We start from the raw sequence: 23,090 nt of genomic DNA on the forward strand, positions 1-23,090 counted from the left end.
ACCATTTCAGCTCTACTACTCCTTTAATTTATAGAGAGAGCGTATGTTCTTTTAGCCACTCTAAGCGTTCATTATAGTCTTCAAAAAGGGAAGAAGGATTTTGTTCCACTTCTTTCGCGATAACAGCTTCAATTGTTGCCATTGGTGCCATAAGCAAATGCCAATCTGCTTTTACATCTCCGTTGTTGTAAGAAACAAGGTTAGGCGATTCCTCCCATGTGATAGAAGCTACATCGTTTGTTAAAAGAGGGTTAAGGCTTTTTAAAATATCTTTTGATTTATCATGGCCTTTTGTTATGTACCATTCTTTTAACATAGTAAAGATTTCTTCATTCGTTTTTGCTTCATCCCAGCTTGTTGGAATTTGTGCTGTGAATTTTGAATATTTAAAAGCGAAAGATGGAGTATCTTCAGTTGTTTCGATGTTTAAACGGTACTGACGTCCAAGGTAAAAGAAACGCTCTCCAGATTGAAACGATTTCTTTTTATCAGATTTAACAACGTTTTCTGCTTCTGTTATCTTTTCTTCATCTTGATGATGATTTTCCTCAGAAGTTTGAACGTCTCCTAGCTGCTCAGCAATCCAGTCAGCTTTGCGGGCTAATACAAATTGAAGGTTGCTTTTTGTAAAACTTTTCGGTACAGTAAGCAGAACCCCTTCATCTTTGCAAACTGAAATTTGAACGTTTGTTGTATTTTGAACTTGGTGAATCGTGTAATTGAAACTATGCTTTTTTGTTTTAAAATGATACATATTGAAACTCCTTTCTACAAATTTTCATTGTATATGTAAACTAAGGTGAAGGTCAAGGTTACACCGATAACTTCTTATTAATAATATCAGGAAATCGATACATATGCTCAAACCGTTCTTTCATTTTTACTCAAAATGCTCATTTACAAAGTGAAGAATAGTTGGTATAATTCCATTATTCACAAACATATATTGTTTATTAAGACAGTCAACTTTATTAACAATAGAAAAATATACAACTTATCAAGAGTGGATAAGAGAACTGGCTCAATGATTCCACAGCAACCTGCGTATGCAAGGTGCTACTACCAGCAAAGCAAACGCTTTGAGTGATAAATGTGCAGAGAAAAGATGCCAATCGCTTTTAGCGATTGGCATTTTTCTTTTGCCTTTGTCGAAAAGTATATTAAAAGGAGAGAGATAAAATGAAACATGTCGAGTGGAAAGCTTATGTTGAAAAAAATTTAGAAAATGTGGTGTCAGAAGTTTATATTCATTCCCTTGAGACATTTATTCAAATTATCGCTAAAGATTGTGACTGTACATATTCAGTAGCTATTGATTATAAGGACCTACAGAGAAGTGATGATGAGAAAGTGTCTAACCTTCTCTTAGAAAAGCTTCAGAGAGTCGGCTTTGAGCATAAAGAAAGAGTGCTTGCCTCTTATTAGAAAGCGAGAACGAATCTAGTATTCATCACGTATAATAAAGTGAGCAAACTACCTCTATAGGATGTTTGTAAAAACGCTATGAGTAGCGCAAAATAAATTTGTCGAAATTTTTTAAAAAATATACATCCTAAACAGTCAAAAACTGTGTTATCTTATATAAAAGGTAAATTGAGGAAGGAGCGACGGTCATGGATTATTCCATTGAATATGGAAGCGATCAAAGCAGTGAAGAACTAATTGATCATATCTTGGACTATTTAGAAGCAAAATAAGAAAAAAGAGCAGCCTACAAGTGAAAGAGCTGCTCTTTTTATTTGGTTTTCTTTCTTTAAAAAGTGGTTGACGTAAAAAGGAAGATAGCGGAGAATGGGCTTAATTATAGCAGCATAAACATTGCTTTCTAAAACGTCGAACAGGGGGGAGAACATGAAAGGGCAAACTTACTTTCAAACAAAACAACAGCTCATCGACCTTCTTTGTGAACTTGTGTCCGTTCCGAGTATTACTGGAAGCTCTGCAGAAGGAGAGATGGCCAAGTTTATTCATCGTAAGTTTCTACAGCTTCCATATTTCAGAAAACACCCTTCTTATGCTCAATTACATGATACGGAAGACGGCAGATTTATTGTAACTGCTTTTGTAAAAGGTCGAAAAACAAATAAAACGGTTATTCTTGTTAATCATCATGATGTTGTTGGAGTTGAGGGATATGGGATTTGGAAAGATGCTGCCTTTAACCCCATTGAACTAACAAAACGATTTTATGGGCAGCGTGAGCTTGTACCATTTGAAGTCCGCCAAGACTTAGATCGAGGAGAATGGCTTTTTGGACGTGGAATTATGGATATGAAAAGCGGAATGGCGACTCAAATGTCTCTCATTGAACGAGCGACAAATGGAGACTTTGAAGGAAATCTGTTGTTTTTATCTGTTCCAGATGAAGAAGTAAGTTCGGTAGGAATGAGAAGAGCAGTACCTGTTTTGCTTGATTTTGCAAAACAACACAGTTTTCAATATTCTCTAGTCTTAAATGGAGAACCGATGTTCAGTCGTTATCCTGGTGATACGAAAGATTATTTATATGTTGGATCGATTGGAAAGGTATTGCCAGGTTTCTTTTGCTATGGAAAAGAAAGTCATGTTGGAGAGCCTTTTGCAGGCCTTAACGCTAATTTACTTGTTAGTGAGCTTACAAGAGCATTAGAGCTTAATACAGACTATTGTGAAGTGATTGAAGGGGAAGTAAGTCCTCCTCCAACTATTTTGTCTCAGGGAGATTTAAAGAAAGAGTATTCAACACAAACCCCAAACAGAGCGTTATCTCTTTATAATTTCTTAGTGATGAAGAAGCCGATGGATAAGTTTGTTTCTTCGCTATTAGAAAGTGCTCAGCAAGCAGCTCGTGAAGTAGAGAAGCACTATAATAATCGCGCTTTTCATTATGGAATGATGCAATCTTCTACTCCAAGGTCTGTAAATGTTCACGTTTTTACGTATGAGAAACTTTATAAATATGGAGTGGATACTTACGGGAAGGAACACGTTGATAGTTTAATTAAGAAGGTACAACATGAGACGTCCTCTCTCGATCATAGGGAACAAACAACGGCTATTTTGAATAAGCTTGCTCTTTTATGCAAAGAGCTTTCCCCAATGATTATTCTGTTTTTCGCACCACCATACTATCCTGCTGTATGTACAGATGATCATCCGCTTATAAAAAAACTTGTTCAAATACTAACAAAAACAGGTGCAGAAAAGTATGGGATAGCGTTTCATAAGCAGCTTTACTTTGGAGGCATTTCAGACCTTAGCTATGTTGGACTTGATCATGCGTTAGAAACTTTCTTGCCACTTGTTCACAACATGCCATTGTGGAAGAAAGGCTATGATATTCCATTTTCTGACCTAGAACAGTTTAAAGTACCTGTCTTTAACTTAGGTCCTAGAGGGAGAGACGCGCATCAGTGGACAGAACGACTTGATGTTAATTATTCATTTGGTCCTCTTATGGATTTGCTACACATGACTGTAAAAGAATGTTTTAAATAAACAAGATTCCTGGTACATTGAAGAGAACAATAGTAGAAAGCTAGAAAAGAGAGGGTACACTGTATGGAAATTTTATTATCAAAAGAACAAAAGGCAGAAGTGATTGATGAAATTCAACGCTTTTTTCTAGAAGAACGAGGAGAAGAAATAGGAGAACTTGCCGCTGAAACAGTTTTTTATTTTATAAAAGAAAATGTCGGAGCTTATTTCTATAATAAGGGAATTGAAGACAGCAAAACGATTGTAGAGCAGAAAATATTTTCTGTAGAAGAAGATTTAGAAGCTTTAAAAAGAATCAAAAGATGAAAATAGACCAAAAGAAGAACAGATTTTAAATGATGTTCTTCTTTATTTATGTTCGCTTAGTAAACATATTTATAAGTGAACTTTAATAAAGTCTGCTTCATCACTTTTCTCCTTTTAAAAGTAAAGACTTATAGGCTCTTCACCATCTTTTTTGTTTGAAGTCCTCTCTATCTTATTTAGGTTGTATATTCTGTTTCTTTTTTTAAAAGAGTGAATACGATATAGAAGACAATAACAGTGAAGAGGAGCGGGTTTCTTTGGGAATCATAGATGGAAAAGAGTTTGTTACAAGGTTAAACCTTTTAAGAAATGATGTATGGGTAAAAGGAGAAAAAGTAAAAGGAGACATTAGTGAGCACAGTGCTTTTCAAGGAGTTGTAAAAAGCAAAGCGGGACTTTATGACATGCAAGATGGCGAGCATAAATCAGTCCTTACTCATTCTGAAGAAGGAAAAACGTACGGAACAGCTTTTATGAAACCGAAAACAAAGGAAGATTTAGAAAAGAGGAGAAAAGCAACACAGCTTTGGGCTAGGAAATCAGGTGGGATGATGGGAAGGGCCCCTGATTATATGAACACAGCTCTTATGGCTTTTTCATCAGGAGCTTCGTTAATTGAAAAGAAGCATAAACAAGGTAGTGAGAACCTTGTTCAGCTATATGAGAAAGCAAAGAATCTCGATTTATCTTTTACACACACATATGTAAGTCCACAGGTTAATAGAGGATCTTTTTATTATGAAGAATTAGAAGAGGAACCAATTGCAGCTCAGGCAGTGAAGAAAACAAAGGACGGTCTTTTATTTAAAGGAGCAAGATTACTTGCTACACAAGGTGGTCTTACGGATGAACTTCTCGTTTTTTCAACGGGTGGAAAAGGATTGGATGAGAAAGGAGCTTTTGCTTTTTCAATTCCTAGTAATACAGAAGGACTTACGTTCTTGTGCAGAGAACCATTTTCTTATCATTCTTCCTCTTTTAATTATCCATTAAGTTCGCGTTTTGATGAGCTTGATGCAGTCGTTATATTTAACAATGTTTTAGTTCCGTGGGAGAGGCTCTTTTTCTATGAAGATAAACAAGCAGCGGAAAGTCTTTTTTTGGGAAGTAGCTATGTTGCCCTTATTCTTCATCAAGTTGTGTCCCGTCAAGTTGTTAAGTTGGAATTTACATTAGGTGTAGCACAGTCAATTGTAGATACTATTAATATTAGTGAATATCAGCACGTGCAAGCGAAGATAAGTGAAATTGTGATCGCTTTAGAAACAATGAGAGGATTGCTTTTGACATCAGAAACAGAAGCTCAAAAGGATCAGTTTGGTATTATGGCTCCGAGCGTACATCCTCTCTATGTTGCTGTAACTCTTTTTTCTAACACATATCCCCGCTTAACTGAAATAGTAGAACTCCTTGGTGCAAGCGGTCTTATTACTCTTCCAACAGAAGCTGATTTTGACTCTGAAATGGGAGAAAAGCTTAATTACTATTTGCAAAGTTTTTCAAAAGGAGGATATGAACGTGTCAAACTCTTCCGCCTTGCATGGGATATGACTCTAAGTGCTTTTGGTACACGTCAAACATTGTATGAACGTTTCTTTTTTGGCGATCCTATTCGTCTTCTTAGCAATATGTATCGTTCATATCCAAGAAGAAACTATCAAGAATTTGTAGAAAACTTTTTAGACCAATAAAAAGCGGATCATCCGCTTTTTTATTTAGTTTGGTTGCTGTAGTGAAAAAAACGTTTCCAAATTTTTGTAGTAAAACAATTGTTATCTGTGGAAGTTTAGATGAACCGTTATATAAAAAAAGACAAACGGACCGCGGAACGGCTCGTTTGTCTTTTTTAATGGGAAAAGAACATAAGTTGAATAAAGAATAAAAGCGCAAAAATATAAACAAGAGGGTGAACGCTTTTTCCTTTTCCTTTTACTAGTTTAATCAGGGGATAAGAAATGAAACCCAGTGCAATACCTGTTGCAATGCTTGATGTTAAAGGCATGCTTAAAATAACAAGAAAGGCTGGAAAAGCTTCATCAAGTTCTTTCCATTCAATCTTAGCAACAGATTCCATCATTAAACTTCCAACGATGATTAAAGCAGGTGATGTAATCGCAGCAATTCCTGAAACAGCTCCTACAAGAGGGCTGAAGAAAGCAGCAACAATGAATAGAATGCCAACCGTTAATGTTGTTAACCCTGTACGGCCTCCAGCAGCAACTCCTGAAGATGATTCAACAAAGGCTGTTGTTGGGCTTGTACCGAACATTGCTCCAAATGTTGTTCCAAATGAATCAGAAAGAAGTGCTTGACGCAGGCGAGGCATCTTTCCATCTTTCATAAGTCCTGCTTTTTGAGCAACGCCAACCATTGTGCCTGTTGTATCAAAAATCGTAACAAGCAAGAAAGAGAATACAACAGCATAAAGGCCGTGTGTAATGACATCGTTCAGTGCTGTAATAGGATTAAAAACAATAAGTCCCTCTGGTAATGATGGGAAAGAGAAAAATCCCTCTTTAAATGAAAGTTGCCCTGTGCACAGAGCGATAACTGCGGTTGCAATCATGCCGAGGAAAAGGGCTGCATTTATACGTAATGCCATTAAAAGAAGTGTAATGGCAAGTCCAACAATGGTAAGGAAAGTGCCTGGTTCTGTTAAATCTCCTAGTTTGACGAGGTTTGTTGGATCATCAACAATGATATTAGCATTTCGTAAGCCGATAAAAGCAATGAAAAGACCAATTCCGGTTGTGATAGCGTTCTTTAAACTATCTGGAATTGCATCAATTAATTTTTCTCGAAAAGAAGTTAGAGAAAGGACAAGAAAAATAAGACCAGCGATAAATACCGCAGAAAACGCTGTTGTATACGTAATACCTTCCTGTGAGCAAATAACAGCAAAATAAGCATTCAAACCCATCCCTGGAGCAATTGCAACAGGATAATTAGCCGCAAGGGCCATCCAAAGGGTTCCAATTACAGCTGAAATAATAGTAGCTGTAAAAACTTGCTCAAAAGGAACGCCTGCACTTGATAATACGACAGGGTTAACAATTACGATATATACCATTGTAAGGAACGTTGTAAGCCCTGCTGATAGCTCTGTACGAACGCTCGTATTTGCTTCTTGTAATTTAAACATGTTTACCTCCAAATTACGAACATTTTTTGTGAAACAACATCCATAATATTCGTTTTTTGAGTATAGTGCAAGAGTTTTTCATATTTCTAATAGAAATGCAGTAAACCCTTCTCTTGTAATTAGTAATGACCAATTTAAAGAAAAATATTTTTGAAACCGAATGCATTCTGTCCCGTAAATATAAGTGCAGGACAGAAAGTTTATTACTTTTGGAGATGAATTCTGGAATAATAATTCCTGATAAGGTTCTAATTTGAAGTTTTTCTAATATTAACCAAGGGTAATAAAGAACTAGATAAGTAGAAATTTTTGTGAAGTATAAGACCTATTTCTTCCAAAAAACATTGACGTTAATTTTGTCTTTATGGTTTAGTAGAAGTAGTGCAAAAATGGAGATTGGGAAATCGAGAGGAGGTAAGAAGCTACAATATATATGCAGTAGCTTCGAACTATATGAAAAAACGTAAATTACTTATTACAAACACAGCTTTACTTGGTACAGCAGCAATCGCTTTAACAGCGTGTAATAGCGCTCCAGGAGAACAATTAACAAAAGCATACAGCAATCTGGAAACGGTTAAATCTTTTGAAGCAACAACAAAATTATCTTTCAAAGATATTAAAATCGACGCAGCTGAGTCTGATCCAGAGATGCAGCAAGTAGTTGACGTGTTGAAAAACTCTTCTTTAACAATGGATACGAAGTATGATCAAAAAACGAAGAAACAAGAAGTTGTATTAAACATTAAAGCAAAAATGGGTATGATGGCTCTAGATGCTAAAGTACCAATGCTTTTTGATGAGAAAGCAAATACATTCTATATTGAGGCAGATAGCCTTGTTGATAACATTTCTCCATTCCTACAAGGATCTGGAATCGATATTAGCAAATTCAAAGGAAAAACAATTTCTATTGATCTTAATGAGTTAGCAAAAGATGATCCAGAGCTTCAAAAAGAACTTGACGCAATGAAAAATTCTCAAGACACAGCACAGCTTCAAGAAAATATGCGTAAAGAACTTGAAAAACTTCTAAAAGATAAATCAGAAGATGATTTTAAAGAAGAAGATGGAAAAATTACAGTTAACTTCTCTGATAAAGAGGTTAAAGGTCTTATTGATAATTACCTTAAAGAAGCAGACTTAACAGCTGAAGAGCGCAAAGAGTTTGATAAAGCGTTAAATGATTCAAATGCAAAATTCAGCGGTCTTACGTTAACAAGTGAAGTTGATGGAGACCAGCTTGTATCTGATTCTGGCAAATTCTCTATGACTGCTGAGCCAGAAGGTGACAAAGTTTCAATGGACTTTACGTTCTCTTCTAAATATAATGATAATCTTCCGAAGTCTTCAGATATTAAAGTGAACATGAACGTTGACTCAGAAGATGGCGGCGGTACATTTGCAGTCGATACGAAAACAAACTACAAGTCTGTAAATAAAGATGTGAAATTTACAGTTGATACAAAGAAAGAAAATTTAATTACAACAGATGAACTTGAGCAATACTTTATGCCAGCAACACCGGAAGTTCCAGCAACTGGTGAAGAAACACCGACAACACCGGAAGTTCCAGCAACTGGTGAAGAAACACCAGCAACATCTGCTCAATAATTTACAAAAAAGCCCTGCTCCTTGTAGCGGGGCTTTTTTGTAATATCTCTTCTTTTTTTGGCGAATTCATACTAGTTTTGTCAAACAGAAAGGGATTCATCATTTCCGCTCGAATGTAATTTGGTAAGGAGAAGAAACGAAGGGGTGAGCGGATATGAAGACACATGAAGCTGCACGTGAACTTGGAGTTAGTTCTCAAACCGTTATAAAATGGATTCGGCATTACAATATTGATTGTGCTAAAAACGAGCGCGGTCATTTTGATATTTCAAAAGAGAATATTAAGCAAATTCGGGAAGCTCATAACATTCAGCCGCGCTCTTCAGCTAGAAAAGGACACGTTCAGAGTTCTACAGATTTTGATGCCTTAGAAGCGCAAATTCAAGAGATGTGTAAACAGATGGGAAGTATGATGGGAAGAATCGCAGAAAATGATCGTCGAATTGAAGAAAAAGCAGGTGAAGTTGTCACCTTCCAAGTCCTAGAGCATCGAACTGAAATTACGAATTTACAAAAGAAGATATATGAGTTAGAAGAACGTTTGGCAATGGTAGAGGAACAGTTAGAAAAGAAAGAAGGATTTATTGCAAATAAGAAACTCCCAAGGTGGAAGACGCTCTTTATGAACTTATGGAGTTTGTAGCTTGATAGCTTGCATTGCTATCAAGTCTTTTTTTATTTAAAAGTCTTTTATTTTCTCCTTTGGTAAGTAGTAGAGGAATTATTGTAATAACAGTGGTACAATTAAATAAAGAACGATGGTTACTAGATGTATGATGTAGCTAGTAACAAGCGGGCTTCAAGTTTACGATAAGAAAAAGAGGAGGCGATTGTATGGAACGTCATACGATGATGGTTGATTTAGAAAAATCAATGCGTCGCGTATTTCGACAAATCCGCTATGAAATCAACGATCTATTGCAATCGGAAATGACAAGCAGTGAATTTGCAATTTTACGTCTTTTATCAGAAGGCGGAGGTAAAAAGGCAACAGAGCTGTCAAAAGCACTTGGTGTATCTGCTAGTCATATTACAGCGGTAACCGATACAATGATTGATAAAGAGTACATTACAAGACGGAGATCCCCAAATGACCGTCGTGTTGTTGAGATTGTGTTAACAGAAAAAGGGGAAGAAATATTTAAGGAGTTTGGAGATAAAAAACTTAAGTATTTAACCGAGAAATTTGAAGTAATCAGCGATGAAGAACTTCAACAACTTATTAATGCCTTACACCGACTAGATCGGTTCAAAGAATAGACCAAAAAAGCGAAAACAGTATTCTGTTTTCGCTTTTTTGTATGAATGAGAAAAAGAGAGCGCATGCTGAAAACAGCATATTGTTTTGAAAGTGAACAAGGAGACGATATAATAAGAAAACAAAGCTTATAAAGGAGCTGGAATTATGACAAGTCACAATCATATTGCTACATTTGCAGGTGGCTGCTTCTGGTGTATGGTTAAACCATTCGACGAACAGCCAGGCATTGAAAAAGTCGTTTCAGGATATACGGGCGGCCATAAAGAAAACCCAACATATGAAGAAGTATGTTCAGATACAACAGGACATGTTGAAGCTGTTCAAATTACTTTTAATCCAGAGATTTTTCCATATGAAAAACTTGTAGAATTATTTTGGCAGCAAATTGATCCAACAGACGAAGGCGGACAGTTTGCTGATCGAGGAGAATCATATAAAACAGCTGTTTTCTATCATAGTGAAAAGCAACGTCAAATTGCTGAAAAGTCAAAAGAGAACCTAGCAAAAAGCGGTCGATTCTCCAAACCTATCGTTACGCCTATAATAGAAGCTAAGCCGTTTTATCCAGCTGAAGAATATCATCAAGATTATCATAAAAAACATCCAATTCGCTACAAAATGTATCGGAAAGGTTCTGGACGTGAAGGATTTTTAAAAGAAGCTTGGAGCAATAAAGAACAGCAAGAAGAGCTTCGCAATCGCCTTACCCCAATGCAATATGAAGTAACTCAAAACAATGGGACTGAGCCTCCTTTCCGTAATGAATATTGGGACAACAAAGAAGAGGGAATTTACGTTAACATCGTATCAGGTGAGCCTCTTTTTAGTTCACAGGACCAATACGATGCAGGATGTGGATGGCCTTCTTTTACAAAACCAATTGATAAAAGTGTTGTGGAAGAGGAAACCGACACATCGCACGGCATGATTCGTACGGAGGTACGTAGCAAAGGCGGAAATGCTCACTTAGGACACGTGTTTGATGATGGTCCTTCTTCACATGGTGGTTTACGTTATTGTATCAACTCAGCAGCGCTTCGTTTTATTCCAAAATCAGAACTTGAAAAAGAAGGATATGGGGAATACCAAAAGTTATTTTCATAAAAAAGCAAAAGGAAGCGTTATGTTTCCTTTTGCTTTTTTTTCATTCCTTGCCATTTTCGCTTAAGCATTGTTAAAATGCTGAGCAGTGGAATGTATAAAATAAAGAGGAAAAGACCGATGAAACTTGAATACTTCCCGAGTGAATTAATTTCATAACGTGTATCAAAAAAAAGAGCTCCAGCAAAAAGACAGGCAAAAAAGAAAGGTAGAAATCGAGATGGACGCAGAGAGAAGCTTCGCTTACATAGTCGTGCACAGCACCAGGTTGAAATAGAAATTCCAGGGATGATGACAAGAAACCAAAGAGAAATCACGATATATTCAAAACGTTGAATAAATGGAATTTCAATAATTTTAGCCATCGACAGCGTAGGATAGATAGTGTGCTGAAGTTCGTCTTTATTAAAATAAACAAGTGAAACAAGAAGAATAATGAAATAAGTGAAAAACGTCAGTGCATTTGCTCCATGAGCAAACTTTTGAGATTTATGAGCTTTCTTTATAAAAGGATAAAAAATAAGTAATGGTTCAAATCCACTAAACTCAAACATAAAGACTTTTGAAGCCATCAATATATCTTGAACAGAATGATCCCAAACAGGAAGTAAATTTCGGTAATTTGCAAACTGAAGAGGGAAAATGAGCATCACCCATAGAAAAGATGGCAGAATGACGCTGAAAAAAGCAACACCTGCTACAATTCGAAATCCAGAAGTAAGAATGTAGTAGGTAATAGCAATGATAACAAGGGAAAGAACCCAAGTCGGGAGAAGGGGAAACATCCATAATTGCAATACTTCTATATAAGTTCGAAAGATAGTTAAACAAATCAAAAAAATATAGACTAAAAAAGCAAAATCTAATGGTTTGCTTATCCATTTTCCAAATAAAAATTGATGAACAGCAATTATGTCAGACTGCTCTTCAGAAAGCATTTTATAAGAAAACCAAATAACAATATGAATTGCAAAGGAAGCTAGACAGAGGGCAATCCAAGAATCTTGCTCTGCATATTTGGCTACCATTCGTTGGAAAGCTAAAACGCCAACCCCAATTTGAAAGCCGTGAATAAGAAAGAAAACTAGAAAAGGGGAAACTTGAAATTTTTCATCCACAAGCTTAGACATGTTGCATTGCCTCCTTTCTTTATTCACCAATTCCTGTTTGAGTAAGCTTTACATCAATGTTTACTTTAATATCCATATTTGGATAGCGATTGTGAAACTCCTTCCAATCGAAGTGACGTGTTTTGCTTCTTGCAAAATCCTCAAATCCAATTGGATCAACTTGCAGTTTTTGCATGTCTTGAACAATTCTATTTCCATTTTTGGTGAGTTCACTTTTAATTTGATCCTCAATATCGTGCACTTGTTTTCTTTCTTTTGCATTTACCCAAGCAGGATATTCTTTTAGAAGTCCGTTAATGTGTACATCGACTTTAATTGAGTTGTTCTTTTTTGAATATGTCATAGACTGTCTGGCATATAAATTGCGAAGAACAACCGCTCCTTTTTTTCCTTCTGCTTTAATAAAGGTATGATAAAGACCATTTTTAGAGCCGCTGCGAATGAGTTTAAATAAAAACGTTTCTTTCATATTTAACGTTGTGACAAGCCTTTCTTTATTAAAAATGGCTAGCCCCTTCAACTTGATTTCGTCTTTTTCGCCCCCTAAATAAGGAAGAAAAACATCCCGCCCTTTTCCATAGTAATTTGAGAAAAAAACGTGAAGGTTTGTATATGGTAAGTTTTCTGTATGGATGTTTTGTTCAATTAAATCTGTAATGTAAAGCGATTCCTTTACATCTTTTTTTGTTACGGCTTGTAACATTGTTTCTGCTTTTCCATCCACAACAGCTACATGAACGCGCCGACCGAGAGAAGGACTTCTTGAGAAACTATGAATGATTTCTTCTATATTATGTTTAGCATAAGCTTTCCCAAATAAAAGGATACGTGTTTGACCTTCCACCATTCGAAGGGCTGATTTTTCATTGATTTTTTGTAAAATATTATACGTATTATCAGTTGTAACACTAATTGTACTCGGTTCCTCTGTTGTGCTTTCTCGGAAAAGAGGAAAAAGAGCAGTCCCACGAATCTTTCCGTCCTTTGTATAATCTAGTCCTATTCCTTGAACAACTAAAACATCATCAATAACAAAGGAAGAGCAACTTGATAAAAAGGGGATAGAAAACATCAAAAGAACGAGTAGGGATCTTTTCTTCATCTTGTTCATTCCTTGTCTATATCTTTTGTTTTATTTCCTCTTTTCGGATTATATCTCCATTTGGAAAGAGGTCTTAAATAAGCTGGTCTTGCAATTGAGAGGTTATACGGTGGGCGAAACAGAAATCCCCACATATCTTTTGAACGGAACGGATATAGGGGAGCGAGATAAGGACTTGTGAGCGACTGAAGGCGCATTAAGTGAACGAGTAAAAAGACAATTCCGATCACAATTCCTAATCCACCTAAAAAAGCGGCTAAAATAATGAAAGGGAAACGCAACAGACGAATTGTATTAGACATGCGTGAAGTAGGTGTTGTGAAAGAAGCGAGAGCTGCTAAGGCGACGATAATTAACAATACACTACTTGTTAACGATGCTTCCACAGACGCTTGCCCGATCACAATACCTCCGACAATACCAAGCGTTTGGCCGATTTTAGTAGGTAACCGTGCTCCTGCTTCACGAAGGAGCTCAATGGTAATTTCTAAAAAGAGCACTTCGAGTACAGGTGGAAATGGAACATTTGCTCTTGAATAAACAAGAGGACCAAGCAGGTCTTTTGGAATCATTTCGTAGTGAAACGTTAATACGGCAACATACATAGCACTCGCAAAAATGGAAAAAGCTACAGCAAAAAAACGGGTCACTCTTAGAAAAGAGCCGATCATCCAAGGTAAATAATAGTCTTCAGGTGAAATGAAAAAATCAAATAGAGATGAAGGACCTGTAATTGCATAAGGTGAACCACTTGTGAAAATAACAAGCTGGCCATTTATGAGTGTCTGGATGGCACGATCAATCCGTTCTGTTCCAAGGAAAAGTGGAAAAGGGGTGTTTTGGTTATCTGAAAGAAGCTGATCAAGAAGAGAGCCATCAAACACAACATCAAAATCAATATTGTTGATTCGCTCTGTTGCATTTTCAATATGCTTCTCATTTGTAATGCCTTCTACATAAACAATGACAATACGTGATTTGGATAAATTACCAAGAGAAACTTCTTTAAATGATAGCCTTTCTGTTACGAAAGTCTTCCGTAACATATATAAATTCATATCAAGATCTTCCACAAATCCAAGCTTTGGGCCTGTTACACTAAATTCATTTTCAGTATCGTTTTCGGTTCGAAAGCCGCCTTCAATATTCAGAACTTTAATAAGTGCACATTCTTTTTGTTCTGTATGTATTTGAAAAGCAATATAGCCTTCAAGCAACTTATCCATTACTTTTTTTCCATCTGATGTAATAGTGACATCTTCATATGGGATATATGTCTTTAAATCTTTGAGTGTTTTGATATCATCGCGAGCGCGTTTTACACTACAAATAAACTGCTCTTGTAAATCTTGAGCATCAATGAGAGATTTATAATAAGACAAAACAAATATGTTTTCATCCTCTCCAATTGAAACAGGTAAAAAATCACTTGATGAATGGAGAATATCGAATGCTTGTGGAACAGAAAGTCTTATTTCTTCTTTTTTGGATGAGCCTCTAAGCCATGAAAACATATAAAATCCCCCGTTGCATTTATCATTGGCTATATTCTTTGTTGCTTTTTTCTTCCTTATACAAAATATAGAGAAAAGAATAAAAAAGTTGTCAACATTTGAAGATAAAAGCGAAACTTTCTTTCATCCCGTTCGTTTTATAGCTTGTATATTAAGAAACTTTTCTTTATGATAAATATTGGATTTTAAATAAAATAGGTGGTGAATGTTTCCTTCATGGAGCAGATGATTTTAGATTTTATTGAGTATTTTAAAAGTCTTTCCTACTTTGGAATTATGCTTGCTTTGACATTTGAATTCGTACCAGCAGAGCTTGTTTTACCTTTAGCAGGAACATGGGTACAAGATGGAGATATGAATTTATGGTTAACCGTTTTGGCTGGAACAATTGGAGGAGTAACAGGTCCACTTACTCTATATGCTGTAGGTCGATACGGAGGCCGCCCTTTTCTGCAAAGGTTTGGCAGGTTCTTTTTTATTAAAGACAAACAAATTAATGCAGCAGATGCTTTTTTCCAAAAGCATGGAGCAATTGTTGCCTTTACAGGACGATTTCTTCCGGGAATTCGAACATTGATTTCTATTCCTTGTGGGATGGCAAAAATGAACGTTTGGGTGTTTAGTGTTTATACCTTCTTAGCGATGCTTCCTACAACATTCTTTTATGTATATATTGGCTATAAGTTCGGAGATCAAGGTAAAGAGATTGCTTCCAAACTTCTTGATGAATATAAGTGGGAAGTTATTCTTGGCGTGGTTGTTCTTATTGTTATTTATGCTCTTATCAAAAAGAAGCGAAAGAAAGCTTATGAAAAATACAATGTAAAAGACTTCACGTCTAAAAAAACAGAATAAATAAAAAAGCCTATATTTTTTGTTGACATGTAAGTCATATCCATTTAGAATAAAATTATAATAAAATATAAATTCCTTCCACGTAAAGGGGAGTAGCGTCAGGGAAACCTGAAATATAGTCGTCATTACATGAACATTGTGTTCATCGGCTGTATTGGCATATATATGCTTAGCAAGACCTTTGCCATATTTGGCAAAGGTCTTTTTTATGTGTTTTAAACCTTTACGTAGGGAATAGCAACTATAGATAGAAAGGCAAAAAAGAGAGGAGCAAAAGGATTGGATACATCACTATTACTTGAGTATGGCTGGGTGTTACTTGTCTTAATTGTTTTAGAAGGAGTACTGGCAGCAGATAATGCACTTGTGCTTGCTATTATGGTTAAGCACTTGCCTGATGATCAACGCAAAAAAGCATTGTTTTATGGATTAGCGGGGGCCTTTGTTTTTCGTCTTGGTTCATTATTCATTATTTCTTTCCTTGTTGATGTTTGGCAAGTTCAAGCAATTGGAGCGATTTACTTATTGTTTATTGCATTTAACCATTTGTTTAAGAAATTTGTTAAGAAGAAAAGCGATGAACATGAAGAACCAGATGAGGAAACGCTTAATAAGAAGCGAGCAAAATCTGGTTTCTGGGTTACAGTTTTAAAAGTTGAACTTGCAGACATTGCGTTTGCTGTTGATTCGATCTTAGCTGCAGTAGCTTTAGCGGTAACGTTACCTCCAACAACTTTCCCTGAAATTGGAGGCCTTGACGGAGGACAATTTGCTATCATCTTCCTCGGAGGATTAATTGGTTTAATTATTATGCGTTTTGCTGCAAATGCATTTGTGAAGCTTCTGAAAACACGTCCAGGTCTTGAGACAGCTGCCTTTCTAATTGTAGGCTGGGTTGGTGTAAAACTTGCTGTTTACACATTGGCACATCCAGAGTTAGGGATCATTAATGAACACTTCCCTGAATCAAAACTATGGAAAATTTCATTCTGGATTGTGTTAGTTTTAATTGGTCTTGGTGGATGGTTCTTATCTAAAAAAGAGCCTTCACATGAAAAGGACCAGAAAAAAGAAGCAACATACTAACTTCATTTAAGGAAGTTATTTATACAAGATAGTGAAAGAGAGCAATGAGTGTGCTAAGTAAAAAAGCATGTGTCATTACTCTCTTTTTTTATGTGAGATTGTGGAAAAAGCACATCTTTTTGCGTATAGTCACCTTTTAAGTGTTAATGTATAATAAACAATTACTTGGAATATACCCTGAAATAGGACATTAGTCGCGAATACTTTATGAAAAGAAGGTGAGATCAATGCTGAGCATTCTATTTGGCGTGAAACGGAAACACACGGTAGAAGAGCTTGTTATACAGGCTCAGAGTGGTGATGATATTGTGCAGAACGAGCTTTTAGAACAGTATAAGCCGTTTATTGCAAAAACGGTGTCGAGCGTGTGCAAACGCTACATATATGAAACAGACGATGAATTTAGTATTGGTCTCATTGCTTTTCACGAAGCTATCGAAAAATATACCGTTGCAAAAGGAAGTTCTTTCTTAAGTTTCTGCGAATTAGTGATAAAAAGACGTGTTATTGACTATATACGCAAAGAAGTTCGTTCACGTCAGCTGCAGGACCCATCAATTGATGATAGTACACAATATGATGCAGATTTGTCGATAAACTATCATTCACAAAAGCTTGAGCAAGAAATGAGAAAGGAAGAAATCATTCACTACAATGAGCAGTTAAAGCTTTTTAGTCTCTCATTGGAGGAAATTGTGAATGAAACACCAAAGCATAAACAGGCGAGAAAAAATGCAATGGAAGTTGCGGAGTGGATTGTTCGTCATCCTGATGTACTAGAAGCGCTCTTTTTGAAAAAAAGGCTTCAAATTGGGAAAATCGAAAAAGGGGTTCATGTTAGCCGGAAAACCATTGAGCGCAACCGAAAATATATTATTGCAATGACGATAGTTTTAGCAGGAGAGTACGTGTATTTAAAAGACTATATAAAAGGGGTGCTCACATCTTGAAAAAAGGTATTGTGATGGATATAAACCGTGAGTATATTGTTGTACTAACCCCTGATGGTGAATTTGCAAAAGCGAAGCGAGAGAAAGCGACGTATGAGCTTGGCGAAGAAGTTCCCGTTAAGCTTTATTCATCAAGAAAATGGCAAAATCAGCAAAAGCAGCGTTCAAAGTGGAGAAGGATGGCTTTTACAAGCTTAGTAATTGCAGCCGCTCTTTTATTATTTTTCATTCCCTTTGGTCAAAACAAACAAGAAGTGTTCGCTTATGTATCAATCGATATTAACCCAAGCATTGAAATAGGGGTTAATCCGTCATACGAAGTAATTTCACTAACAGGATATAATAAAGAAGGAAAAGAGATTATTGCAAAGTTAAAGAGGAAATGGAAATACGAGTCATTTAAAAAGGTAGCAAATCGAATTTTAGAGAAAAGCGAAGAAGAGGGCTATCTTCATAAAAATAAGGAAATTGTTGTAACGACTTCTTATAAAGATGAAGCTAGTAAAGAAAAGGAAGACTTTTCAAAAGTTGTCAAAGACTCAACAAAGACATGGCGGGAGTCAAAATATAAATTTGTTCAAAAAGATTGTTCCTTTAAGAAGCGAAATGAAGCTCAAAAGAAAGGACTCTCAGCAGGCAAATATATAGAAGAAAAAGATCCGGAAAAAGACCCAAAAGATCAACAACTTGAAGATGATGATCAAGTGTCAACTGAAGAGACGGAAGAAGATGAAAAAATAGAAAAAGAAGAAAGTAAAGAAGAAGAGACTGATGTAGAAGAAGAACCTACATCTTCAGAAGAGGATGTAGAGAAAGATGAACAAGAAACAAAGCCAGAAGAAAAAGAGCAAGATTCTAAACAAGAAACAGACGAGGATGAAGAAGAAACAGAAACAGACGAGGATAATGCTCAACCAACAAAGCCAAATGAAAATCAAAGTGAAGCAAATAATGAAGAGGAACCAGAAGTTCCACATTCAACACCTGAGGATGGGAACCAAAAACCGGCTGTACCTTCTAAGCAGCAAGAAAAAGACGACCAAACTGTACCGCCTCATTCTGGATCAAAAGGCACTCCACCTCATACTGAAACCGAGAATAGCAATCAAACGGAAGAAACAGAAGGAGAATAGCACAAATGAAAGGCACAAGCAATCGCTTGTGCCTTTTGCCATTTATATTATTTTAGGTTGTTTTGCTGTGCTTGTGCAATAAGGCGTTTTGTGATTTCGCCACCAACAGAGCCGTTAGCACGAGCTGCTGTATCAGATCCTAGCGTTACACCAAACTCTTGAGCAATTTCATATTTATATTGGTCAAGAAAGCTTTCAACACCCGGTACAAGTAATTTATTTCGACGAGCCATCTCGTTCACTCCTTTTATACATTTACAGCTCTCAGGCTGTATCTATAGTATAGGAGTTACAATACGAAAAATACCTGTTATCGCTTTCCAAGCAAGGAATAAATGCTTATTTCACTAATGTGTAAGGCTCAATTGATTGAAGAAATGTTTTTTGGAATGATTTAAGTTGATCCATATAATTTTCAGATGCTGATTGCATCTCAATACGAAGCTTATGATGTTCGTTCACAAATTGTTGAACAGATGCTTCATATTGTTCTTGAGCTTGCTTAATGAAATTATAACCAGCTTTTTGTTGTTCAGAAGAAAGCTGCTTCATTTTTACCATTGCTTCATTTACACGTTGCATCCATTGGTCATAAGACTGAGCAACACTTTCCCCTGCTGTTTTGCGGATGTTTTCAACTGTTTGAGCTTGAACTTCCTGAAGTTCTTGTTGCCATTGCTCATCTGTTTGTTCTACTTGTTCCATTGCTTTTTCAACAAATTGCTTTTGACCAGAAAGAGCCTTAAGCGTCCATTCTTCGAAGTTTTTGCTACCTTCTAGAAGGCTGTTAAATCCTTTAGACCATTGATCCCACATCATATCGATTACTGCATCATACTTAACGTTTGCCATTGCGTATTTCCTCCTTTGGATAATGAAAAAGTAAGCGGAGCGTGAAGGTGCAATAATCTAAAAAGAATAATCATAGTTGTCTATCTCACGATCCATTGTATCTAGAAACACAGCTTTAAACCTGTGAATCTTCTTTCGATTGCTTTTCTTCTTCTTTTTCTACTTTTTTTGAAGAATTGAAAGGGAAAAACATGTTTGCGTAAAGATCGAAAAATGAATTTAACATGCTTTGGTATTGCTCAAGAGACTTAGCCCAGATTGTTAAATACTGTTCTCCGGCTTCTGTTATAGAATAAATACGTCTTGCTGGGCCGTCTGAAGAAGTATCCCATTCAGACTTTACGAGTTCGTCTTTTTCCAACTGACGAAGAGTACGATAAACGTTCCCTTGATCAATTGATGTAAATCCAAAATTCATAAGCTGTTGAATAAGCTTATAGCCATGTAGATTCCATTCCCGCAAACTCAGGAGTAAAAACGGAATCATTAAATTTTTTGGCGCTCCACCTAACGATTTGTCAGCCTCTTTTTTCGGTTTTGTTTCTTTCGATGACATCGTACCCCCCCAATCTAGAATAATAAGCTGGTATGAGTAGATGGAATGTTTTTCTATGTCTATAAGTGTAATTTACACCTACATGATGTTAGTGTCAATAAAAAAATTCTGAAGTTTAACAATTAATTGAAGAGTTTCGACAATATTCCACAAAAAACATCAAAATATATCAAAAATTTAGAATTGTTTATTGTTAGAAAGAATTCTATAATGAGTATATACCCTTTCCACATATTTTAGATTGTTCAATTTTTCTCAAGGAAAGGTCATCATCGAGAAAAGAAGGGAGTGGAGAAAATGGATCAGCAAAAATTATTCGACCCGTTTTTAGCATGGAAGGATATGTATGACAAAACTGAATCGTACTGGGGAAAGGTTTTAGGAGAAAACATGAAGAAGGATGAATTCTCTGACTGGATGGGAAAAGTATTAAACTTAAATCTTCAGTACCAGCAAGCTGTTAATGAAGTAACAACAAAATGCTTGGAACATATTAATATTCCTTCAAAAGAAGACATTGCAAATGTAGCAACTCTTGTTGTAAATGTGGAAGAAAAGGTGGATTTTCTTGAAGAGCGCTTTGATAATCTCGAAGATGAGCAAAGCAATGCGCCAAACTTCAAACGAGAATTTACGAAAATCAAATCTGATGTGAAAGCATTAGATAAGAAGCTTGACCAAGTAGTTCAACTCCTACAAGCGCAACAGCAATTACAGGAAACGTTGCCACAAACGTTGCGGGAGGAACTTTCTTCTCAAAACGAAAAGATTAAAAAGCTTGACCAAGTAATGGAACTTCTACAAGCGCAACAGCAACTACAGGAAGCGTTGCCGGAAACGTTACGAGAGGAACTTTCTTCTCAAAACGAACAAATTCAGTCTGTTATTAAAGATAATGTGAAGCAATCTGCAGGAGCAGAAACGGCTGCATCTTCTGAAAAGGGAGAAGCAAAAAATCAAAAACAGACTGGAAACGCACCAAAGCAACAACAGCAATCTTCATCAAAGAAATAAAGTTAAGTATAAAAACGTCAAGATAAAGAGAAAAAAACAACTAGTTTAAAACAAAGGGGAGAATGATGTTGACTTCATTACAGGGAAAAGTAGCAGTCGTAACAGGTGGATCTAAAGGAATCGGAGCAGCTATTTCAAAGGAATTGGCGAAAAACGGAGTGAAGGTTGTTGTCAACTATAACAGCAACAAAGAAAGTGCAGAAGAGATTGTAAAGCAAATTGAAGCAGAAGGTGGAGCAGCGGTTGCTATTGGAGCAGATGTTTCTTATAGTGAACAAGCTAAACGCCTTATTGAAGAAACAAAAGAAGCATTTGGGCAGCTTGATATTTTAGTAAACAATGCGGGCATTACACGTGATAGAACGTTTAAGAAGCTTGGGGAAGAGGATTGGAGAAAAGTTATTGATGTGAACTTAAATAGCGTCTATAACACTACTTCCGCAGCACTTACATACCTTTTAGAATCAGAAGGTGGGCGAGTAATTAACATTTCTTCCATCATTGGACAAGCGGGAGGATTTGGCCAAACAAACTACGCTGCTGCGAAAGCCGGTTTGTTAGGGTTTACAAAATCTCTAGCTTTAGAGCTTGCACGCACAGGCGTAACAGTAAACTCAATTTGTCCAGGGTTCATTGAGACAGAAATGGTAATGGCTATGCCTGAAAATGTACGTGAACAAGTTATTTCAAAAATTCCTGCGCGTCGTCTCGGTCATTCAGAAGAAATTGCTCGTGGCGTTTTATACTTGTGCCAAGATGGAGCTTATATTACAGGTCAAGAGCTAAGCATTAACGGCGGTTTATATATGTAATTGATTATCAAGACGTTGTCTGCAACATGATAGCGTCTTTCCGTTAGGTTATATAAAAAAATGAAAAGGAGTGAGTACGTGTGTCAATTGGAACTAGACCATATGCAGAGCAGATGGAAAAATTGTTAGCTACAATGCCGAAGGAGTATAAACATTCTGCTCGACGCTTTAAACGGGCAGTGGAAATTTTAACAACAGAACCCGAGCCTGAAGTAGGATTAACTCCTAAGGAGACCATTTGGAAGAAGAATAAAGCAAAGCTTTATAGATATGTGCCAAAACAAGAAACTACTCACCGTACACCTATCTTAATGGTATACGCTCTTATCAATAAACCGTATATTCTTGATTTGACAAAGGGGAACAGTCTTGTAGAATATCTTCTTGATCGCGGATTTGACGTGTATCTATTAGATTGGGGCACTCCTGGGCTTGAAGACCAAGATATGATGCTTGATGATTATATTTTAGATTACATTCCAAGAGCAGTGAAAAAAGTGTTGCGTACGTCAGGAGCTAGTGATTTGTCCATCTTAGGATATTGTATGGGTGGAACGATGACGTCTATCTTCGCTTCTCTACATGATGATTTACCAATTAAGAACCTTATTTTTATGACTAGTCCTTTTGATTTCTCAGAAACGGGACTTTATGGTGTGTTCTTAGATGAACGTTACTTTAATCTTGATAAAGTAGTTGATACACTTGGCAATATTCCTCCTGATATGATTGATTTTGGGAATAAGATGCTTAAACCGATTACGAACTTCTATGGTCCATACGTAACGCTTATGGATCGATCAGAAAATCAGCGTTTTGTAGAAAGCTGGAAACTGATGCAGAAGTGGGTAGGAGATGGTATTCCATTCCCAGGTGAAGCTTATCGCCAGTGGATTCGCGATTTTTATCAACAAAACAAGCTAATCAAAGGGGAACTCACTGTAAGAGGTCGAAAAGTAGATTTGTCTAAAATTAAAGCAAACGTTTTAAATATTGCGGCAGATCGAGATCATATTGCAATGCCTCAGCAAGTAGAATCATTAATGAACGTTATTTCCAGCAAGGACAAAGAATTTAAGCTTCTAAATACAGGGCATGTTTCAGTTGTATTTGGACCAAAAGCTGTAAAGGAAACATATCCTTGCATTGGAGACTGGTTAGTGAAACGTTCGTAACACAAAAAGC

The 23,090-nt window shown here is 36.4% G+C and carries 23 protein-coding genes and 1 riboswitch; of the genes, 15 read left to right on the plus strand and 8 right to left on the minus strand.

Annotation, left to right across the window (positions count from 1 at the left end; genetic code table 11):
- Positions 1-28: 28 nt before the first annotated feature.
- A complete protein-coding gene (locus ACK3CR_RS11480) occupies positions 29-754 on the minus strand; it encodes a YgjP-like metallopeptidase domain-containing protein (RefSeq protein ID WP_328123277.1) in 726 nt (241 codons plus the stop codon).
- Between the two features lie 237 nt (positions 755-991).
- Positions 992-1,093: riboswitch (SAM riboswitch) on the plus strand.
- Positions 1,094-1,179: 86 nt separating this feature from the next.
- Between ACK3CR_RS11480 and ACK3CR_RS11485 the strand changes: the two genes are divergently transcribed.
- The 4 genes from ACK3CR_RS11485 to hpaB all read left to right on the plus strand — a co-directional run bounded on the left by ACK3CR_RS11485 (position 1,180) and on the right by hpaB (position 5,474).
- Complete coding sequence (locus ACK3CR_RS11485; protein ID WP_243514037.1) at positions 1,180-1,425, plus strand: hypothetical protein; 246 nt, start codon at positions 1,180-1,182, stop codon at positions 1,423-1,425.
- A 426-nt stretch (positions 1,426-1,851) separates the two neighbouring features.
- Entirely contained in the window at positions 1,852-3,477 is a 1,626-nt protein-coding gene (locus tag ACK3CR_RS11490; protein WP_488975464.1) for a M20/M25/M40 family metallo-hydrolase, read from the plus strand.
- A gap of 63 nt (positions 3,478-3,540) precedes the next feature.
- The gene (locus tag ACK3CR_RS11495) at positions 3,541-3,783 is read left to right on the plus strand and encodes a DUF2164 domain-containing protein (RefSeq protein WP_488975465.1); all 243 of its coding nucleotides are present in this window, start codon (positions 3,541-3,543) and stop codon (positions 3,781-3,783) included.
- Between the two features lie 257 nt (positions 3,784-4,040).
- On the plus strand, positions 4,041-5,474 hold the full coding sequence (gene hpaB, locus ACK3CR_RS11500) for a 4-hydroxyphenylacetate 3-monooxygenase, oxygenase component (protein ID WP_328123280.1): 1,434 nt from the start codon (positions 4,041-4,043) through the stop codon (positions 5,472-5,474).
- A gap of 155 nt (positions 5,475-5,629) precedes the next feature.
- On the opposite strand, the gene ACK3CR_RS11505 is transcribed toward hpaB, so the two are convergent.
- Positions 5,630-6,925 carry an NCS2 family permease gene (locus ACK3CR_RS11505; protein WP_243514027.1) on the minus strand — a complete coding sequence of 432 codons (1,296 nt, stop codon included), beginning with the start codon at positions 6,923-6,925 and terminating at the stop codon, positions 5,630-5,632.
- Positions 6,926-7,378: 453 nt separating this feature from the next.
- On the opposite strand from ACK3CR_RS11505, the gene ACK3CR_RS11510 reads away from it, so the two are divergent.
- The 4 genes from ACK3CR_RS11510 to msrB all read left to right on the plus strand — a co-directional run bounded on the left by ACK3CR_RS11510 (position 7,379) and on the right by msrB (position 10,904).
- Complete coding sequence (locus tag ACK3CR_RS11510; protein ID WP_328123283.1) at positions 7,379-8,539, plus strand: hypothetical protein; 1,161 nt, start codon at positions 7,379-7,381, stop codon at positions 8,537-8,539.
- A gap of 154 nt (positions 8,540-8,693) precedes the next feature.
- Positions 8,694-9,182 (plus strand): MerR family transcriptional regulator, encoded by a 489-nt coding sequence (locus tag ACK3CR_RS11515; RefSeq protein WP_243514023.1) that lies wholly within the window; start codon positions 8,694-8,696, stop codon positions 9,180-9,182.
- Positions 9,183-9,373: 191 nt separating this feature from the next.
- Complete coding sequence (locus tag ACK3CR_RS11520) at positions 9,374-9,799, plus strand: MarR family winged helix-turn-helix transcriptional regulator (protein WP_019392873.1); 426 nt, start codon at positions 9,374-9,376, stop codon at positions 9,797-9,799.
- A gap of 145 nt (positions 9,800-9,944) precedes the next feature.
- Positions 9,945-10,904, plus strand: a complete 960-nt coding sequence (gene msrB / locus ACK3CR_RS11525) for a peptide-methionine (R)-S-oxide reductase MsrB (protein ID WP_243514021.1) — start codon at positions 9,945-9,947, stop codon at positions 10,902-10,904.
- A 17-nt stretch (positions 10,905-10,921) separates the two neighbouring features.
- Here the strand turns inward: msrB and ACK3CR_RS11530 are convergent, their stop codons facing one another.
- The 3 genes from ACK3CR_RS11530 to ACK3CR_RS11540 are packed head-to-tail and all read right to left on the minus strand — an operon-like array spanning position 10,922 to position 14,647.
- Entirely contained in the window at positions 10,922-12,031 is a 1,110-nt protein-coding gene (locus ACK3CR_RS11530; RefSeq protein ID WP_243514019.1) for a GerAB/ArcD/ProY family transporter, read from the minus strand.
- 19 nt (positions 12,032-12,050) lie between these two features.
- Positions 12,051-13,133, minus strand: a complete 1,083-nt coding sequence (locus ACK3CR_RS11535; protein WP_243514017.1) for a Ger(x)C family spore germination protein — start codon at positions 13,131-13,133, stop codon at positions 12,051-12,053.
- A 5-nt stretch (positions 13,134-13,138) separates the two neighbouring features.
- Positions 13,139-14,647, minus strand: a complete 1,509-nt coding sequence (locus ACK3CR_RS11540) for a spore germination protein (RefSeq protein WP_243514015.1) — start codon at positions 14,645-14,647, stop codon at positions 13,139-13,141.
- Between the two features lie 216 nt (positions 14,648-14,863).
- On the opposite strand from ACK3CR_RS11540, the gene ACK3CR_RS11545 reads away from it, so the two are divergent.
- From ACK3CR_RS11545 to ACK3CR_RS11560, 4 genes are all read left to right on the plus strand, one after another.
- Positions 14,864-15,502, plus strand: coding sequence for a DedA family protein (locus ACK3CR_RS11545; RefSeq protein WP_113754401.1), 639 nt, complete (start codon positions 14,864-14,866; stop codon positions 15,500-15,502).
- Positions 15,503-15,781: 279 nt separating this feature from the next.
- Positions 15,782-16,588, plus strand: a complete 807-nt coding sequence (locus ACK3CR_RS11550) for a TerC family protein (RefSeq protein ID WP_243514012.1) — start codon at positions 15,782-15,784, stop codon at positions 16,586-16,588.
- 218 nt (positions 16,589-16,806) lie between these two features.
- Positions 16,807-17,538 (plus strand): RNA polymerase sigma factor SigI, encoded by a 732-nt coding sequence (gene sigI, locus ACK3CR_RS11555; RefSeq protein ID WP_243514009.1) that lies wholly within the window; start codon positions 16,807-16,809, stop codon positions 17,536-17,538.
- Positions 17,535-18,671: an anti-sigma factor domain-containing protein gene (locus ACK3CR_RS11560; protein WP_430239528.1), complete on the plus strand. Its 1,137-nt coding sequence runs from the start codon at positions 17,535-17,537 to the stop codon at positions 18,669-18,671. Before sigI ends, ACK3CR_RS11560 begins: the two co-directional genes overlap by 4 nt.
- 47 nt (positions 18,672-18,718) lie before the next feature.
- Here the strand turns inward: ACK3CR_RS11560 and ACK3CR_RS11565 are convergent, their stop codons facing one another.
- From ACK3CR_RS11565 to phaQ, 3 genes are all read right to left on the minus strand, one after another.
- Positions 18,719-18,904, minus strand: a complete 186-nt coding sequence (locus ACK3CR_RS11565; RefSeq protein ID WP_019392882.1) for an alpha/beta-type small acid-soluble spore protein — start codon at positions 18,902-18,904, stop codon at positions 18,719-18,721.
- Between the two features lie 106 nt (positions 18,905-19,010).
- Positions 19,011-19,523, minus strand: coding sequence for a polyhydroxyalkanoic acid inclusion protein PhaP (gene phaP, locus ACK3CR_RS11570; RefSeq protein WP_243514003.1), 513 nt, complete (start codon positions 19,521-19,523; stop codon positions 19,011-19,013).
- 115 nt (positions 19,524-19,638) lie between these two features.
- A complete protein-coding gene (gene phaQ / locus ACK3CR_RS11575) occupies positions 19,639-20,079 on the minus strand; it encodes a poly-beta-hydroxybutyrate-responsive repressor (RefSeq protein ID WP_061803456.1) in 441 nt (146 codons plus the stop codon).
- A 297-nt stretch (positions 20,080-20,376) separates the two neighbouring features.
- On the opposite strand from phaQ, the gene phaR reads away from it, so the two are divergent.
- The 3 genes from phaR (at position 20,377) to phaC (ending at position 23,080) form a co-directional block, all read left to right on the plus strand.
- Complete coding sequence (phaR, locus tag ACK3CR_RS11580) at positions 20,377-21,093, plus strand: polyhydroxyalkanoic acid synthase subunit PhaR (protein WP_243514001.1); 717 nt, start codon at positions 20,377-20,379, stop codon at positions 21,091-21,093.
- Positions 21,094-21,161: 68 nt separating this feature from the next.
- On the plus strand, positions 21,162-21,905 hold the full coding sequence (gene phbB / locus ACK3CR_RS11585; protein WP_243514000.1) for an acetoacetyl-CoA reductase: 744 nt from the start codon (positions 21,162-21,164) through the stop codon (positions 21,903-21,905).
- A gap of 113 nt (positions 21,906-22,018) precedes the next feature.
- A complete protein-coding gene (gene phaC / locus ACK3CR_RS11590; RefSeq protein ID WP_488975788.1) occupies positions 22,019-23,080 on the plus strand; it encodes a class III poly(R)-hydroxyalkanoic acid synthase subunit PhaC in 1,062 nt (353 codons plus the stop codon).
- Positions 23,081-23,090 lie beyond the last annotated feature (10 nt).

The organism is Priestia sp. TRM10 (genome assembly GCF_057808375.1).